This window comes from Halalkalibaculum roseum (assembly GCF_011059145.1).
Taxonomy (GTDB): Bacteria; Bacteroidota; Rhodothermia; order Balneolales; family Balneolaceae; genus Halalkalibaculum; species Halalkalibaculum roseum.
The window spans coordinates 233,026-249,894 of sequence record NZ_JAALLT010000003.1 but is presented as its reverse complement, the minus strand read 5'-3'; the positions used below and the strand labels follow the sequence as shown (position 1 = coordinate 249,894).

The following is a 16,869-nucleotide window of genomic DNA, read 5'->3' as shown; positions in this document are numbered from 1 at the left end:
TCAACTTAATATATATGAGGTAGACTATGAATGTGTATCAACCATCAAGAATCAGAAATGTCGTATTGTTAGGTCATGCCGGATCCGGTAAAACCACGCTTTCTGAAACGATGCTTTTTGAATCCAGAACCATTCATCGTCGGGGTTCGGTATTGAATAAATCAACGACTTCCGATTATCACGAAATTGAGAAAGAGAAACAGAAATCGGTCTTCTCTTCTTTCCTTAATCTGGACTGGAGAGGTAGTAAAATCAATCTCATCGATACCCCTGGAACTGCTGATTATATAGGAGAGGTAGTCGGGGCTTTGCGGGTTGCTGATACAGCCATTTTTACGCTAAACGCTGAGTACGGGGTGGAAGTAGGTACAGATTCATTATGGAAGTACACCGAGAAATACCGTATTCCTTCTCTATTTATTGTGAATAAGCCCGATTCTGAGCAGTCGAACTTTCAGAATACGGTAGATATGGCCAAAGAGCATTTCGGTCGCGGAGTAGTGGTTGTGCAATATCCATTTACCGAGGGAGATGACTTTCATGCTATCATCGATGTGTTAAAAATGACGATGTACGAATTTCCCGAAAAAGGAGGCAAGCCCGACAAGCTGCCGATTCCCGACTCACAAAAAGCGCAGGCCGAGTTGTTGCATAACGAATTGGTTGAGGCGGTAGCCGAAAATGATGAGACTTTGCTTGATCTTTATCTTGAGCAAGGTGAATTGACTGAGAGCCAGATGAAAGAGGGCTTGCAGAAATCTTTGCTGAATAGAGACATTTTCCCCTTGTTCTGCTGCTCTGCTGAACGAAATATGGGCACCGGTAGGGTCATGGGATTTCTGGGCAATGTATCTCCGAACCCGCTGGAAGCAAATCCACCCAAAACAACGGATGGTGAAGAGTTCCCGCTCAACAAGGATGGAGATCCGGTGATGTTTATGTTCAAGAACAGTGCCGAATCACACGTCGGGGATCTGCTCTATTTTAAAGTTTACGGTGGCAGTGTTAAACCCGGAATCGATTTGGTGAACAGCAGAAACGGCAACAGCGTACGTCTTTCAAGTCTCTACCTAACCAACGGGGAGAAAAGAATAGAAGTGAACGAACTTAAAACGGGAGACCTGGGGGCTGCTGTAAAGCTCAAGGATACCGGGGTGAATGATACGCTGCATGTGAAGGGTCATGATGTAGAGCTTGAGCCTATACATTTCCCGGATCCCATAATTCGTACTGCCATTAAGCTGAAAAAAGAAGGTGATGAAGATAAACTAGGCAATGCCCTGCACCAGTTGCAGCGTGAAGATCCTTCCATGGAGGTTGAGCACAGCCAGGAACTACAGCAAATTATTATCCACGGGCAAGGGGAGGAGCATTTATCGGTAATTGAGTACGAGCTAAAAAATCGATTCAATCTTGATTTTGAATTCCACGAGCCTCGTATTCCTTATCGGGAGACCATTACCCAGGAAGTCAGGACCCATTACAAGCATAAAAAACAGTCAGGTGGTGCAGGTCAGTTTGGCGAAGTGTACATGTTGATGGAGCCGCTTCGTGACAACATGCCCGAACACAGTGATCTTAAGGTGCGCGACGAACAGGAAATCGAACTTGAATGGGGCGGTAAGCTGATATTCAGAAACTGTATTGTCGGCGGGGTTATAGATAATCGATTTATGCCGGCCATTTTGAAAGGTATAATGGAGAAAATGCAAAACGGACCGATGAGCCAATGCAGGGTTCGTGATATCCGGATTTCGGTGTACGATGGGTCCATGCACTCTGTAGATTCCAATGACGCTGCATTTAAAACCGCAGCCCTGATGGCATTCCGGGACGGGTTTATGCAGGCCAAGCCCAAATTGATGGAACCGATCTATGAAATTGAGGTGACGGTACCTGCCGATTACATGGGCGATGTGATGAGCGATATCAGTACGCGGCGCGGACAGATACAAGGCATGGATGCCGAGGGTTCCATCCAGAAAATTAAGGCCCAGGTTCCTCTTAAGGAGCTCGATCACTATGCCACGCGTCTTAAGTCGATGACCCAGGGAAGTGCTTCCTACACCCGGTCATTTTCTCATTACGCGGCGGTTCCGCATGAAATGCAGCAGCACATCGTGGACGAAACCATGGCCTTAGAGGAGGTAGGATAAATAGCTGTTTTGGACTTCTACAAAACTGAAACACAAGACATGCCAAGTTTTGCTGAACTTGGCATGTCGTATTATTGATCGGTTTTACCATCAATATAGTTTACATACCTGCGTGGCAGTTCAAAGGGCCGCACTTCAGGAACAGGTGGGAAACGCGGAATCATCTTCTCCTGAGGCCGCTGGGGCTGCAGATCGGGTGTCCAGATAAATCCTTCCAACTGGCGTTTTGAAGTTTGCTCGCTTTGAGGCAGGTAGGAACCGTTGATGGTACCTAAAGATTTCATTTCTACAAGTTCACCGTCCTCAAAAAATATTCTAGTAGAAGGTGCAGTCAAATCAATAGCCCCATCCGGATCACCCTGATCATTTTTTGTGAATCTTAATAGGTGGCTTCCTCCAAAGACGTGAATTTCTCTTAAGTCACCCCCAGTGAAATAGGCGTTGAGGGTATCTCCCTTAATCTGATTCAAACGATTCAGGCTGGTGTCTTGCTGTACGGCAAAGGGTTTTGGGAAAGCCCTGAGCTGGTCAATTTCTCCATCCTGCAAAAATACTTTAATGTAGGGTCCCGAGAGTTGAACCTGCTCGTGCCAGGTTTTGGCGTTTGACCATAATTCGAAGGTCTCTTCCCGGTCGTCATAACGTGAGGTGTCGGAGATAGCTGAAAATTTCCGTGACCATATTCTCACATTTTCATACGCGTTGACTATAGTAGAAGTATCAGTAGGCGTACTGTATTGCTGAGAAAGTATGCGACTGGCACGGATGTGGGTAGTGTCTATGCCTGCGGATCTGGGTGATCGCAATGAATCCTCGGGGACTTCTGCACGGGCATAAACAGGAACATTAGTTGTGTCAGAGGCCACTGTATCGATGGAAAAATTAGTTGAATCAGTAGTCTTAACTCTTAATTCTTGCCCTGCTGTAATATTGTTTGTGGTGAGATTATTGAGTTCTCTAAGCTCCTCCACAGTCATATTATAATCGCGTGCAATCTGGAAAAGATTGTCACCTCTTTCCACGATATAAATGGATTCGCCATTTAACGAATCTTTATAAAACGTCAGCTCCTGACCTACATTCAGGTTATTGCTTGTTAGACTGTTCCATGATTTAATTTGTTCGATAGTAACTTGATACTCCCTTGACAAAGAGAAGAGTGTCTCTTTCGGTCGAACAGTATGCTTTATAATAGAAACGCTTTCAGGAGGTTTTACCAATAGATTCTGCCCGGTATTCAAATTGTTGCCCGAAAAGTTATTCCATTTTTTTAGGCTATCTACGGTGACATTATAGTTCCGGGCAATACCAAACAGTGTTTCACCTGCCCTAACACGGTGTGTAAGGGCTTCAGCCTGACCAATGCTATCCTCATCATCAGCGATAACAGCAACCGAATCAGAAACATCGCTTAAAGTGTCAGGTCGGAGAGAAACTGAGTCGGGTCTGAAAGAGGTCATAATAGGTGGCCGGGTCCGGATGGAATCAGATTGTGCTGTCCCGGTAGTATCTTCAGAGATGTTCTTAAGCCAGGCATTGCCTCTAAGCAATCGTCTACCGGATGCATCTGCTTCAAGGTAGTCCCCTTTCAGAGTGCTGTTGTTGTCACCGTCAACGGCAAATATTTCTCCATACATCTCATAGTATTTCTCGCCGCGATTGCTGAAAAGACTATCTCCCTCAATGTATTGTGTGGTATCCCTAAGCTGTACCTGTCCACGAAAGACCGCACTGTCCGCTTCGCGGTAGTAGAAACCGGAATTGGCCGTTAAAATACCTTCGGGATCTTCCAGCCGGATATTATCAATGAAATGCGCCACTTTGTTGCTAAAACGATAGTCCACGCTGCTGCCGAAAAGCGTGGTACTGTCGGCTTCAATTATTACACGCCCTCGAAGCTGGGTGAAATCAATATCAGTAAAATAGACGAGTGAATCGGACCAGATTTTTTCATTTTCGGTATTAATCTGGATGTTACCGTAGGCCCTTATTTCATTCAAATTGATATATCGATAGATGCTATCGGAAAAGATTTCTATGTCCTCTTCCAGGCTGATGATATAGGCATTTCCCAGCATCTTCTGCACGCGTTGCCCGTCGATCGTTTCTGTTACGAAAAGGTCGGCATCAAGAGAATCCAATAAAATCTGAGCACGTGCTGACGTAAACAGGGATAGTAGAACCAGTAACAGTAGGGCAGATCGTAAAAATTTCAGAAATGTATTCATTACTTACTTTTGAGTCAGAAAATCAATAATACCCAAAATTCAGTTTAGGAGATCGATTTCCATTACTGTTCTGCAGATCAGTTTCTGTTGATGACACTGCTCCCGCTATAATTCCGGATCCGAATATTATCCAGGTCGGTTGAGCCTGTAAAGTCACTTCCTGTCGTAGTATCGGTAGGTGTGGTGATATAAACAAATTGCGGGGTGGAAATAAGATTCTCCGACTGATTCCACATCAGGTATTCCGATTCCAGATGTGTAGAATCGCGGGTATCAACCCTGACATTGCCATAGAGTTCAAATATGGACTCTTCAGCCCGGTAAACAGCTCGATTACTTTTAACCACCGTTTTGACTGCCCCGGTACTGTCGAAAACATCAATATGCACAGGACCTTTAATTCGTGTTTCCTTAAGCTCAGGCAGGTTGAAGGTCTCAGAATAACTTCCACGGACACGAACTTTTTTTAGACCCTCTTCGGTAAGGTTCATGTCAATGTTCCAGGTTTCGGTGGAGGAGAGCAGAGAGTCGTCGAGCGCTTCGGTAACCTTTTGACTTTCTCTCTCTGAGAGATCACTGCAAGACATTCCAATGATCGGAATGATCAAGATACTGAGGATGAGTGCATGATATGTTTTAAACTGTACCAAAATATCTGTCACCTGCATCTCCTAAACCGGGGACGATAAATGCATCATCATTCAGCTTTTCGTCAATGCCTGAAGTGATGATATGAACATCGGGATGTAGCTCCCTGAGTTTCTTAATTCCTTCAGGAGCCGATATTAAGGATACAAATCGTAAATGTTGTGCTCCCTGTTTTTTCAGAAACGATAAGGCGTCATGAGCACTGCCGCCAGTGGCAAGCATTGGGTCAACTACAAGTACCATAGCGTCCTCAACCCCTTCTGGAATGCTTGAGTAGTAATCGACAGGCTCATGGGTTTCTTCATCGCGATACATACCCAGATGCCCTACCTTGGCATTGGGGATAAACTGTATGATAGCGTCGGTGAGTCCGAGACCGGCTCTTAAAATGGGTACCACGATGATTTCCTGATCAATATCGTAGCCCGTCGTCTTTTCTATCGGCGTCTCTATAGTGTACTCTTTTAGAGGGAGTTCTTTCAATGCGTGGTAGGCAAGAATAATACCCACTCTTTTCAAAGCCTGACGAAATTCGGCAATATTCGTCTCTTTGTTACGCAGTATCGTGAGGTCACGAGAGATGACCGGATGTTCAACTAATGTAAGATCCTCTAAAGATTCCTGAGACATAAGGCTCTAGTCACTAATTAAGACTCTGGCGTTTCATGATCTTTGCTGAAGTATGTTTTGGTAATCTTATAAGCCACGCCGGATAATGCAAACAAGGCAACAATATTGAAGAAGGCCATCAAGCCAAGCATCACGTCACCAAAGTTCCATACAACCGTCAATGTGGCTACAGCACCTAAAAAGTGCATGCCCACGAATGCAAGGCGATACCAGAATATAGACTTAAAGCCGAACAGATACTGAGCGGCACGGTCTCCGTAATAGCTCCAGCTGATGGATGTGGAAATTGCAAAAAGTAGTACGGCAAAAGTTACCAGATATCCGCCACCGGGGAACAGGGGATTCAATCCTTTTTCAAAAGCTGCTGAAGTCAGTGGGGCCCCATTCTGTACGACACCTCCATAAAGCGAAGTGAGCTGGGTACCGTTTTCGCCATATGCCATCGCGCCTTGTTCGGTGATCTCAACCCGACCGGTAAATGGCTGGGAATATCCGCCATCGGCAAACATAGTATCAACCGGGAAACTGTAGTGGGTCATCGTACCGTTTTCAGGCAGGCCGTTTTCAAAATAAAGTACACGTGCATCCGGATTTGCCTTCTGCCCATCCATTTCTGTGGTAACCTCATAGGATACGATATCTGCAGATGGGTCTACTGCCGATTTATGCTGCATATCCCATGATCCGGTAGATACGATAACGAGTCCGGTCATGGTACAGATAATCAAGGTATCAATAAACGGTTCCAACAAGGCAACAACCCCTTCACGTACCGGTTCGTCGGTTCTGGCCGCGGAGTGGGCTATAGGTGCCGAACCCTGGCCGGCCTCGTTCGAGAAGAGTCCTCTTTGAACCCCGTAACTAAGTGTAAAAATCAGTGCTCCAGAACCAACACCCAGTGCCCCGGCTTGCGGATTGAAAGCATTGCTGACAATCGTCCACAGTGAAGGCAGAACGGCATCGTAGTTAAGCAGTAAAATTATGATAGCACCGGCTACGTACAGGATCCCCATAAAAGGAACCAGTTTTGAAGTCACTTTACCGATACGTTTTATCCCTCCCAATATTACCGCTGCAACGAGACTCGCAGTGATTAGTCCGGTTATTGCTGTGGGAATTTGAAAATCTGTTTTCATCACATCCGCTACCGTGTTTGCCTGAACGGCATTACCGGTCAGAAAAGCACAAATCGCTGCCGAAATTGCAAAGGCGAAAGCCAGCCACTTCCAGTTGGGTCCCAATCCCCGTTCTATATAATACATAGGCCCGCCTGACACGGTACCATCGGGATTCTGGCTTCTGTACTCCTGAGCAAGCGTTACCTCAGTAAATTTAATTGCCATACCGAGTATAGCCGTTACCCACATCCAGAAAAGGGCACCCGGACCTCCATAATGAATGGCGAGAGCTACACCCGCAATATTACCGATACCTACTGTAGCTGACAAAGCAGTAGTCAGGGCCTGGAAGTGGTTGATATCACCGTCATCATCGGGGTCATCATAAAAACCGGTAACCACTTTCAGTCCATGACCGAATCTTCGTATTTGAATGAAACCTAATCGAAAAGTGATGAATACACCGAATGAGAGGAGAACAACGACCATCGCAGGAAAAGCTTCGGGCGTATTCCAGATTAGATTTTCAAGCCAGGAGATAATAAAGTCGAAGGTATCCATGCAGTAATTTTATTTGTTTATTTCTTAAATCAGGCTGAAAGTATAAAAGATTTATGCCATTGGCATCCTTATGTATGATTTTTTTATGTCGTTTATCAGTTTTTTTGCCTAAGATTGGAATTAAAGCATCTAAATGCTTTAAATTTAAATTAATTTTACACCGCTCGTTTTATTCACGGAAATAAAATGGAATAAAAGTAAAAAGGGTGACTATTTATGACTAAAGCCGATATTGTTGACGTGATTTCTTCATCAACCGGTTTGACAAAAGTTGAGACGGAAGCAGTGGTTAACGGTTTTATGGAAACCGTTATCGATGCCATGAAAAGAGGAGAGACTATTGAGCTTCGCGGATTCGGAAGTTTCAAAGTGGTTAAAAGGGCTCAGCGGGTAGCCAGAAATCCCAAAACCAATGAAGAAGTGATTGTTCCCGAGCAATATGTGCCGGTATTGAAAATGTCGAAAGACTTCAAAGAGGAAGTCAATGAGGCAATGATGGAAGAGGAAGAAAACTGATCCCGGAATCCGGAATTTACTATTGCACACAAATTGAAACGGGCCGGTTAGAAAAACAGCAAAATGTTTGTATCTTATCGCCCGATAGAACCTAAAAGAATATCAGAAATAAATCGTATTAATTTAAAGCAAGCAGGTGATAGTTATGCCAAGTGGCAAAAAAAAGAAGCGTAAAAAAATAGCAAAGCATAAGCGTAAAAAACGCCTAAGAAAGAATCGTCATAAGAAGAAAAAGTAAGTCCTTAATAAGCAAAAGGCCTTCTCTCGAGAAGGCCTTTTGTATTTTAGGCAGCTACATCATGAATGATGGAATCGGAAATTTTCATCACCTGATTCGATTTCAACAGGAGCTCCTGCAGCCGTTCTCCCACAAATTCGTGAACGGCATTTAAGCTCTTTAAATCAGTGAGGGTATACTGGAAGTAGGAGATCAGGTTGACGGCTGACAGGTATTTGCCATATTCGTCACCTTCCACCTCAACATGCCAACGAGTGATGATATCATCTTCTGCCAGCAGTTCATTAACCTCTGAACTGATTTTTTCCATCCAGATACTGGCTGATTCCAGGCGTGAAGCACCATTCTCGGTCTGAACCTGAGGCTGTGACTGCTCCTCATCAAAGAGCCAGGTTACCTCAATATCGATCAACGGTGAGATGGAAGTGCTGACCATGTTTTCTTCCTGTAGAAATGGATGTTCTTCCATACCATCAAGCTGACGTGCCAGAACCGTTTCCCTGAACCGATCCCAGTCGAAATTGATGGATAAGGCTTTAAGAAAATTTGCCTTTTTGCTAAGGTCAATTACAATTTCCAGCCCTGTTGCATTTATTCTATCTTCATTCCAGGTTTTAAATGTCTTGATAGAAATATCCCTCTTATTTAGCTCACTCTCTATACAATTCACTACGGAATTAAAAATCGGGTATGTCATTCGCTAACCTATTTTTTTATTATAGTTTCGCGTTCACTCTCTATAGAACATGAATAATTTTTATACGCTAATATATTTAAACCGAGAATTAAATGAAAAAATCCGAAATGGAATTTTCAATTTCTCCATAAGTCCGCATAAAGACGTTTTCGAAATATATATTCAGCAAAGAGAGCGAGAGTACCGCCTGATATTCAGTACAAACCCAAATGAGACGGCTTTGTTTCTGGATAATTACCGACCGCCTAAAAAAAGCAATGTCATCGATTTTTTTCAAGGCTTAGAGGGACATGCCATTGAAAAACTGGACCTTGCTGATAAAGACAGACTCTTTTATATCCATTTTGAAGGGGGTAAACAGCTGCTTTTTAAACTCTACGGGGGCAATCCAAATGTATACTTGATAGAGGATGGCAGAATACAAGAGGCTTTTAAAAATCCAGAAAAGGTGAAAGGTGAGGAGCCTCCGGAGCCATTTGCCCCTTCATTTGCCGATGAAATAACAGAAAAGGCAAAACCCAAGAATCAAATTACAAAACTCAATCCGCTGCTTCCCAGGAATCTTTTGCCTTACCTGATTGAACAGCACCGGGTTGAAGAGATGGACGTGGATGAGGTTAAAACCTTTGTTGAAACTATAACCAAAGCCCTGGAGAGTGATCCCCATCCGAGAGTACTGGAAACGGGTGATCTTTGCCTGTGGTCGCATGAGATACTGGATATTCCTGATGATGCCCGTTTTGAAACGGTTAATAATGCGGTTCGGCATGCCTATCGCAATGCCGTGCATTTGCGCCGTCTGCACAACAAGAAACAAAATGTGCAGCAGTTACTGGAACGGGTTACTTCCAAGAAGGAGGCACAGCTGGAGCAGCTGATGCAGGCTGATAAAAGTCTGGATCGGGCAGATGAATATGAAAAATACGGGCATCTGTTAATGGCCAATGCGCATCGCTCGGTTGATTTCGGTAAAGAAGCGGTAGAAGTAGATGATTTTTATAATGAGAATGAAACTGTTGAGATCCCTCTGAAAGAAGGCCTATCGATTGCTGAAAATGCCGAGTATTATTACGATAAGGCAAAATCATCCCGCAAATCATATAAGGAAGCTAAAAAGCGTATACCGACAGTGAGGGAAGAGGTGGAGCTTTCTAACCGGTTACTGGATGAACTGCAGGAAATTAAGCATCTGCCGGAACTGGAATCCTGGATGAAGCAGTATTCTAGTGAGCTCGAAAAATTCGGCTATGGAGTAGATGAAGATGCACAAGCTAGTTCGCCATACCGAAAATTTAAGGAAGGCAAATACGAAATTTGGGTAGGCAAAAGTGCCAAAAGCAATGATCAATTGACAAGTCTGGCGCACAAGGAAGATATCTGGCTGCACGCCCGGGGAGTGGGAGGATCACATGTAGTGATCAGAATGGGGAATCAGAAAGAGTATCCACCGAAGCAGGTAATACTGAAAGCTGCCGGATATGCGGCCTTTTATTCAAAGGCAAAAGGAATGGAGATGGCACCTGTTATGTACACTAAAAGAAAGTATGTTCGAAAGCCAAAAGGCGCCGCTCCGGGCGCCGTTGTGGTGGAGCGGGAGAACGTTGAAGTGGTGCCACCCTTGAATCCCAAAAACAGTTAGACCGAGCATTATGATTTCAAATTTACCCGACAGAATATTTCTAAGCGGCTTTATGGGGGCCGGGAAATCGACTATAGGTCGTGAACTTGCCGGAAAACTGGAGCGTACCTTCCTGGACCTTGACGATTACATAGAACACAAAGCCGGGAAAAGCATTTCTGAAATTTTTGAGGAAGGAGGAGAGGATGCATTTCGTAAAATTGAAAGGGAATGTATACTTGAACTCATTAGAACATACGAAGGCATTATTGCATTGGGTGGGGGAAGCCTGCATAATCAACACATGCTTGACCATATTAAATTAAACGGACTTCTTGTATTTATTGAGACGCCAATTTCCGTTATCTTAGATCGTATAGACAAAGATTTAAATCGCCCTCTACTGTTGAATGAAGAGGGAAAGGTTAAGGAAAGAGAAACTTTGGAAAGAGAACTCAGCGCACTTTATAAAAAACGGCTCCCTTTGTATCAGCAGTCGGAACTGACTGTATCTGATGACGGAGAGAAAACACTAGAGACCTTGGTAGAACAATTAACAAATAAAATAAAATACCATGTCTCTCACTACTGAGGTTTCAGTATCAATCGAACAGCAATATGCTGTTACCGTCGGGACAAATTTGTGGAGTGAGGTGGGCAGCTTTTGCAAGAAGCACTATACCCCTGAGAAGCTTGTCATTATAATTGATGAATATGTGAATAGCCTGCACGGAGAAAGAGTGCACAAAGAGTGCTCTGAACTATTCAATGAACTGGAAATCATTGAGATTCCCCGAGGCGAAACGAGCAAGTCGATCTCCTGCTGGAACAAAACATTAGATGCGGTATTAAAGAGTGGTATAGAGCGTAAGACACCACTGCTCGCAGTAGGAGGGGGTGTGACCGGCGACATTGCCGGTTTTGTGGCAGCAACCGCTCTCCGGGGTATCCCTCTGATTCATATGCCGACCAGCTTGCTTGCCATGGTCGACAGTTCAATAGGTGGCAAGACCGGTATAAATCATGAGACCGGTAAAAACCTCATAGGTTCGTTTTATCAACCCGATGCGGTTTTTGCTGATGTCGATTACCTGGAGACGCTTTCTGAAAAAGAGTGGGTGAATGGCTTATCCGAAATTTTAAAATATGCTGCCATTTCAGACCCATCATTATTTGAGCTGGCCTATGATTGTGTGTCTTCGGGATTTCAGCCCGGTGCGTTATGGACCAAAATCATAGGACAAAGTGCCGTTATTAAAAGTGAAATTGTCTCACACGATACGTTGGAAGCAGGGGAAAGAGCTTTTCTTAATTTCGGGCACACTTTTGGGCACGCACTCGAAAAAAAAGCCGGTTACGGTACTATTTCGCATGGGGAAGCCGTTCTGGTAGGTATGCTCGCGGCGTGCAAAGCTTCGAACGAGTTGGGTGCTGAGGTGCCACCTGAAATATTTGATGACTTTTTGGATCTCTATTCGATCCAACTTGAGGAGCTGACAATTCCCATCGATAAAGTGATCGAGGCCATGCAACATGATAAAAAAGTACAGAACGGCAACATCCGTTTGGTACTTCTCAAAGATTGGGGAAGACCTTACCTGCATACCTGTACGGATGAACGATTGCTGAGGGAAGCCTGGAACTTTGCATACCGCACCATTAATGAAAATTGACAATACGATAACATAAACATTGTTTCTACGCTGGTTTCATAGAATTTGGCAGTATTTTTGGACGATCCTGCTCTCTACGCTTTTGATCATAATGATCCTGGCTGGCGGTTTATTGGGTATACTGCAGATGCAGGTAACCAAGAACTATATATCCGAACGCATTGAAAGCGATTTCGGCAAGGCCTACAATGCAAAGCTGGAAATCCGTGAGCTTGACGGGCTCATACCGTTTAATTTTCAGTTGCAGGATGTATCACTCGTGGACAGTTCTGCTACAGATTCATTGCCCGGAGATACTTTAGCGAGTGTACAACAGATAAATGCCAGCTTGGACATTTGGAGCCTGTTTCAAAATAAGATTTCCATTACCGGGTTTTCAGTAAGTTCTCCCCGTGTGCGCCTTCTCAGTTCTGAAAGCGGCGGCTATACTCTTGGAAAGTCATTGACCAGAAAAGAAAAGCTTCAATGGGCAGCAGATGACGAACCCGGCTGGATGCCTAACATTGAGATTGTGGCGCCACAGCTTACCATTTCCGATGGCGAGGTATTCATTGAGAAGCTTCATGGTGACTATGCACGTATCAATCTGCCTGAACCGCTCAGTATCAGGAACATCAGTACCAATATGTTCCTGGAGATCAGCGAAACACAACTGTTTTGGGATATTGAAAATCTGGAGGCTGATATTGTCGATGTAGAAGCCGGCAATATCCGTATAAACGGACAGGTTTATAACGATGACCGTTTTCTTGAATTTAATTCATTCAACTTGCTGGCAGGAAGTTCGGAGATCAGGTTAAACGGGGAGATTGACGGGGTCAATTTATACCGGGAAGACATTACTTCACAACTTCGAAATGCTCGCTATAATATTGATGTCAGCTCTAATAGAATAAACCTGGAGGAGTTTAGCGGTGTTGTATCGGATCTGCCGGCCATTCCCAAGCCCATAGAATTTTCAGTTCAAACAGAAGGTATTCTTGATTCACTTTGGGTTGATGAATTTTCAATGGGAGTCGGTGACAGCTATTTCAGTATTAATGGATTTTTCAGGAATCTCTCTAACGTTAGTGATCTAAGGTATGAGCTTAAAATGTCTCAGGTGGTTCTACAGAAAAATGATGTAGAGATTTTCTCCGGACCGCTCAATGAAAATCAGTTTTCCCTGCTCGACAGCCTGCGTTTTGAGGGAAAGGCAAACGGAACCAGGGATTCCCTGGATTTTGATATAAATGTATACAGTCCCAAAGGAGACCTGAGCCTCATTGGAGGTACCAGGCTGACCAGACCTTTCAGCTACAACGGGTCTATTAGCGGAAAACGTTTAAACCTACGGTCTCTGTTTGGCCCGCGTGTGGACTCAACGAGTTTGAATTTTGATGCCTCCGTCAATGGATCAGGCATTACCATGGAAGAGGCTGTGGTGGAATTCAATGCCAGTGCCTACAACAGCAGAATCAACGATATCGCCATTTCGAGCATGGAACTGGAGTCGAGCCTGGTGAGCGGGTTTTTTGAACAGGATTATACCTATGTATCGGGTAATGAGAGTGTTGAGGGTACCGGTTGGATAGACTTCAGCAGGGAAGAACCGCGATTGGCCTTAAAAGGATATGCGCGAAATATTGACCTTTCCGGATATTCCGCAAAGGAGATTGTACCTCAAAGCAGCCTGAACTTTGACTATAATGTTGAGTTGAGAGGCAGATCAGTCGATAACCTGCAGGGCAGGGCCAACCTCGATGTCAAACAATCGGTTATCAATCAGGATACGGTGAGAAGCCACCAGTTTTATGTTGATCTGGACTCCCCGGATCAAAGTAACCGTACGTTAAGGCTGACCAGTTCTATATTAGACCTTAACCTTGAGGGTAATATTGTCCCCACCAATATGGTCAGTCAGTACAGGTACTGGAGGCGATACCTTGAAAATAGTTACAAGCAGGAAATTAAGTTGGATTCGGTGGTAGTAAGCGATTCTACTGAAATCCAAACACAGCCAATGTTCCTGGAGGGTGAATTCAGGGTAAAAGATCTTTCTCTTATTAGAAATTACCTTCCTCAATTCCCCCGAATTGTAAGCAATACAGTGCTCAAGTTTAACGTAAATGCCGATTCTGCACGAATGCTGGCTTCCGGTAGCCTTATAGCCGACAGTCTGAAATATAATTCGGTTGAGCTGGGCAGGTCCACATCGCAGTTAACAGCCAGTTTCCGAAGCGACAGAAAAATAAAAGAGTTTGCAAATATTGACTTTAAAACTGACATAGCCCGGGTAAATTCCAACGTGGTAAACGCAGATTCAATAAATATGGCTATGACGCTGCGTAATGACTCACTAAGCCTGAACCAGCAGATAGGTACCATTGGGAAAAATGCACGTATGAATCTGGCCCTACGCTCGGTAATCACCGATACCACGCTCAAAATAAGTGTTCCCGAATTTTTTCTGGGTAATGAAATTTATGCCTGGCAAAATGATGGCACACCTCAGCTGGTGTACAACCGTGAGGATGATCTTGCCTTCAACCGTTTTCGCTTCAAGAACCAAAATGAATTCATTGAGCTGAAGGGAATCCTCAGTGCAGACAGGGAAGATTCAGTACAATATATTTTACGGCAGGTCAGTCTGGAGCGGATCTCCGATCTGATTCAGGGCAAGGTTAGTTTTGGGGGGAGAATGAATGGCATGCTTGTTACCAGATCTCTAACCGACAGGCCTTCTGTACAGGGTGAGCTCAATATCAACCAACTCACCATTCAGGATCGTATCATAGGGGATGCGGCGTTTAAAAGTACATACAATCAACAGATGGAGCGTTTCGATACCCGTCTGAGAGTGCTCACGGATACCACTAAGTACAATGAATATCTTGATCGAAATGATGATATTGGTCAGGATATCCTGATTTCGGGTTACTTCGTACCGCCCAATCCTGAGGTAGAACAGGATACAGTCTACAATTTTGACGTAGATTTCAATGAAATTGATATGTGGATTATCCCGCTTATTGCCGATAAGGTCTTTGAATCTATGGAGGGGAGGGCCACCGGTGAAGGTTATATTACAGGGAACCTGGAAGACTTTGATTTCAGTTCTGATTTTAATGTCTCAAATGTTTTTGCCAAGCCCCGATTCCTGGAGACAAACTATTTTCTAAATGGACATGTGGTGTTTAATCGTGAGACCGGTGTCATTATTGACTCTGTAGATGTTACGGACACCAAAGGCGGACAGGGTAAGCTTTGGGGGACCATTGACCTGAATGATTTTGATCCCATTACCTTTCTTGACCTCAACCTGAGCTTGAACCAACTGCAATTTCTTAATAATGATTTCGGTCCTGATGTGCCATTTTACGGTAGTGTTTCGGGTACGGGTGAAGTCAAGCTATCCGGGGCAAACACGGATCTATTTCTTCAATCTACCAGGCCCATTTCAGTAACGGAGAATTCCGAGTTGTCTATTCCGCTAATAGAAGAAACCGAGCTGGATGAAAGTAATCGCTTTATTCAATTCGTAGATGAGTTTGATCTCAGCCGCCGAGAGCGCCTGAAGCTTGGTTCGGAACAGGTAAGAGGTACTACAGTAAACTCTCAGATGCTTGAAGAGGCCATAGGCGACCTAACGTTTAATGAGCGCTTCAATATTGATCTGCAGTTCGATGCACCCCGACCCATTAATGTGAAGCTGATTTTTGATCCGGTGACCGGCGAGGTGCTGACAGCAAATGGAACAGGTCAGCTGAGAATTACCTTGCAGGATGAAGAAGTACAGATGTTTGGCCGCTATAATATCTCCGGCGGTAATTACCAGTTTGTGAGCGGTGAAATCATCTCAAGGCGACTGTCGCTGGAGAGCGGGGGTTCAATTGTTTGGGAGGGTGATCCCGCCAATGCGCGCCTGGATATCAATGCAATCTATAACGTAAGGCCGGATATCAATAACTTGAGTGCTGCTGCAGTTTCGCAGGATAATACCCGGGAAAATGGAAGCGGACAACGGGTACCCATTGATCTGATCATAGAAATCACCGGTACGGTTTCCAGTGTGGAAAATAACTTCTATTTTAGGACATCCAACACACTTGACTTATCTTCCAACTCCACACTGCAATTTGCACTCAATGAAATTAACCGGGATGAACAGCAAAAATTTTTACAGGCTACCAGTATTCTGCTAACCGGTGAATTTATTCCTTCGCAATCTTACGGCCAGGCAACAACCTCACTGAGCAGGAATTTGACCAGTGGTTCAACTGTATTTAATCCGCTGCTTTCAAACCAGGTGATCAGTCCGTTATTGTCAAACCAGATAAATGCGTTGCTCGACAGTGACGTCAGCCGCTTTGATATAGACTTTAACCTGAATGCCTACAATGAGATTGATTTGGGTATCGCTTTGCGATTATACAATGATAGGCTCATATTGCGGCGTCAGGGCCAGCTGACAGGTGGATCACAGGAAAGTTCCTTTGGGGAAAAAATTGGTGACTTGAATGCAACCTATAGAATTAACCGGGGACTTTCGGTCACGGCCTTTCACAGGCAGGATCAAACCATCAGTAATGTAAGCCGCGGTTCCGGTACCGGTGATGTAACCCCAAGCGTGGATGGAATCGGCTTGGAAGCCAAAGTGGAATTTAACACCTGGCAAGAACTTAAAAATCGAATTAAAAGAACATTTAATAAATTATTAGGAATTAAGAACAAAGAGAAAAATGAAGAGTTGGCTTCTGAAGATTCAAAACAAGCAGCCAAGAATTAGAAAAGAAATTATTAGTTA

The 16,869-nt window shown here is 44.3% G+C and carries 11 protein-coding genes; 6 read left to right on the top strand and 5 right to left on the bottom strand.

Going from position 1 to position 16,869, the window contains the following annotated elements:
* Positions 1-26 precede the first annotated feature (26 nt).
* A complete protein-coding gene (locus tag G3570_RS09615; RefSeq protein ID WP_165141715.1) occupies positions 27-2,156 on the top strand; it encodes an elongation factor G in 2,130 nt (709 codons plus the stop codon).
* Positions 2,157-2,227: 71 nt separating this feature from the next.
* On the opposite strand, the gene G3570_RS09610 is transcribed toward G3570_RS09615, so the two are convergent.
* From G3570_RS09610 to G3570_RS09595, 4 genes are all read right to left on the bottom strand, one after another.
* Complete coding sequence (locus G3570_RS09610) at positions 2,228-4,384, bottom strand: LysM peptidoglycan-binding domain-containing protein (protein WP_165141713.1); 2,157 nt, start codon at positions 4,382-4,384, stop codon at positions 2,228-2,230.
* 77 nt (positions 4,385-4,461) lie between these two features.
* Positions 4,462-5,052, bottom strand: a complete 591-nt coding sequence (lptC, locus tag G3570_RS09605; protein ID WP_282958235.1) for an LPS export ABC transporter periplasmic protein LptC — start codon at positions 5,050-5,052, stop codon at positions 4,462-4,464.
* A complete protein-coding gene (upp, locus tag G3570_RS09600) occupies positions 5,021-5,662 on the bottom strand; it encodes a uracil phosphoribosyltransferase (RefSeq protein ID WP_165141709.1) in 642 nt (213 codons plus the stop codon). The genes lptC and upp overlap by 32 nt, the downstream gene beginning before the upstream one ends.
* Before the next feature lie 17 nt (positions 5,663-5,679).
* A complete protein-coding gene (locus G3570_RS09595) occupies positions 5,680-7,341 on the bottom strand; it encodes an alanine/glycine:cation symporter family protein (RefSeq protein WP_249066933.1) in 1,662 nt (553 codons plus the stop codon).
* Between the two features lie 216 nt (positions 7,342-7,557).
* Here G3570_RS09595 and G3570_RS09590 point away from each other — a divergent pair, with 216 nt between their 5' ends.
* Positions 7,558-7,857, top strand: a complete 300-nt coding sequence (locus G3570_RS09590; protein ID WP_165141707.1) for an HU family DNA-binding protein — start codon at positions 7,558-7,560, stop codon at positions 7,855-7,857.
* 284 nt (positions 7,858-8,141) lie between these two features.
* Here G3570_RS09590 and G3570_RS09585 read toward each other — a convergent pair whose 3' ends face one another.
* A complete protein-coding gene (locus tag G3570_RS09585) occupies positions 8,142-8,792 on the bottom strand; it encodes a hypothetical protein (protein ID WP_165141705.1) in 651 nt (216 codons plus the stop codon).
* Between the two features lie 49 nt (positions 8,793-8,841).
* Here G3570_RS09585 and G3570_RS09580 point away from each other — a divergent pair, with 49 nt between their 5' ends.
* Genes G3570_RS09580 through G3570_RS09565 form a run of 4 tightly spaced genes read left to right on the top strand, consistent with a single transcriptional unit; the run spans position 8,842 to position 16,851 of the window.
* A complete protein-coding gene (locus G3570_RS09580) occupies positions 8,842-10,431 on the top strand; it encodes an NFACT RNA binding domain-containing protein (protein WP_165141703.1) in 1,590 nt (529 codons plus the stop codon).
* Between the two features lie 10 nt (positions 10,432-10,441).
* Positions 10,442-11,002 carry a shikimate kinase gene (locus G3570_RS09575; RefSeq protein WP_165141701.1) on the top strand — a complete coding sequence of 187 codons (561 nt, stop codon included), beginning with the start codon at positions 10,442-10,444 and terminating at the stop codon, positions 11,000-11,002.
* A complete protein-coding gene (gene aroB, locus G3570_RS09570) occupies positions 10,986-12,083 on the top strand; it encodes a 3-dehydroquinate synthase (RefSeq protein WP_165141699.1) in 1,098 nt (365 codons plus the stop codon). Before G3570_RS09575 ends, aroB begins: the two co-directional genes overlap by 17 nt.
* A gap of 19 nt (positions 12,084-12,102) precedes the next feature.
* Complete coding sequence (locus G3570_RS09565) at positions 12,103-16,851, top strand: translocation/assembly module TamB domain-containing protein (protein ID WP_249066929.1); 4,749 nt, start codon at positions 12,103-12,105, stop codon at positions 16,849-16,851.
* The last annotated feature ends 18 nt before the right edge of the window (positions 16,852-16,869 follow it).

Bases quoted from the DNA above. Each gene is read 5' to 3' on its own strand.
- G3570_RS09615 (WP_165141715.1), top strand. From the start codon at position 27: ATGAATGTGTATCAACCATCAAGAATCAGAAATGTCGTATTGTTAGGT.
- G3570_RS09610 (WP_165141713.1), bottom strand. From the start codon at position 4,384: ATGAATACATTTCTGAAATTTTTACGATCTGCCCTACTGTTACTGGTT.
- lptC (WP_282958235.1), bottom strand. From the start codon at position 5,052: ATGCAGGTGACAGATATTTTGGTACAGTTTAAAACATATCATGCACTC.
- upp (WP_165141709.1), bottom strand. From the start codon at position 5,662: ATGTCTCAGGAATCTTTAGAGGATCTTACATTAGTTGAACATCCGGTC.
- G3570_RS09595 (WP_249066933.1), bottom strand. From the start codon at position 7,341: ATGGATACCTTCGACTTTATTATCTCCTGGCTTGAAAATCTAATCTGG.
- G3570_RS09590 (WP_165141707.1), top strand. From the start codon at position 7,558: ATGACTAAAGCCGATATTGTTGACGTGATTTCTTCATCAACCGGTTTG.
- G3570_RS09585 (WP_165141705.1), bottom strand. From the start codon at position 8,792: ATGACATACCCGATTTTTAATTCCGTAGTGAATTGTATAGAGAGTGAG.
- G3570_RS09580 (WP_165141703.1), top strand. From the start codon at position 8,842: ATGAATAATTTTTATACGCTAATATATTTAAACCGAGAATTAAATGAA.
- G3570_RS09575 (WP_165141701.1), top strand. From the start codon at position 10,442: ATGATTTCAAATTTACCCGACAGAATATTTCTAAGCGGCTTTATGGGG.
- aroB (WP_165141699.1), top strand. From the start codon at position 10,986: ATGTCTCTCACTACTGAGGTTTCAGTATCAATCGAACAGCAATATGCT.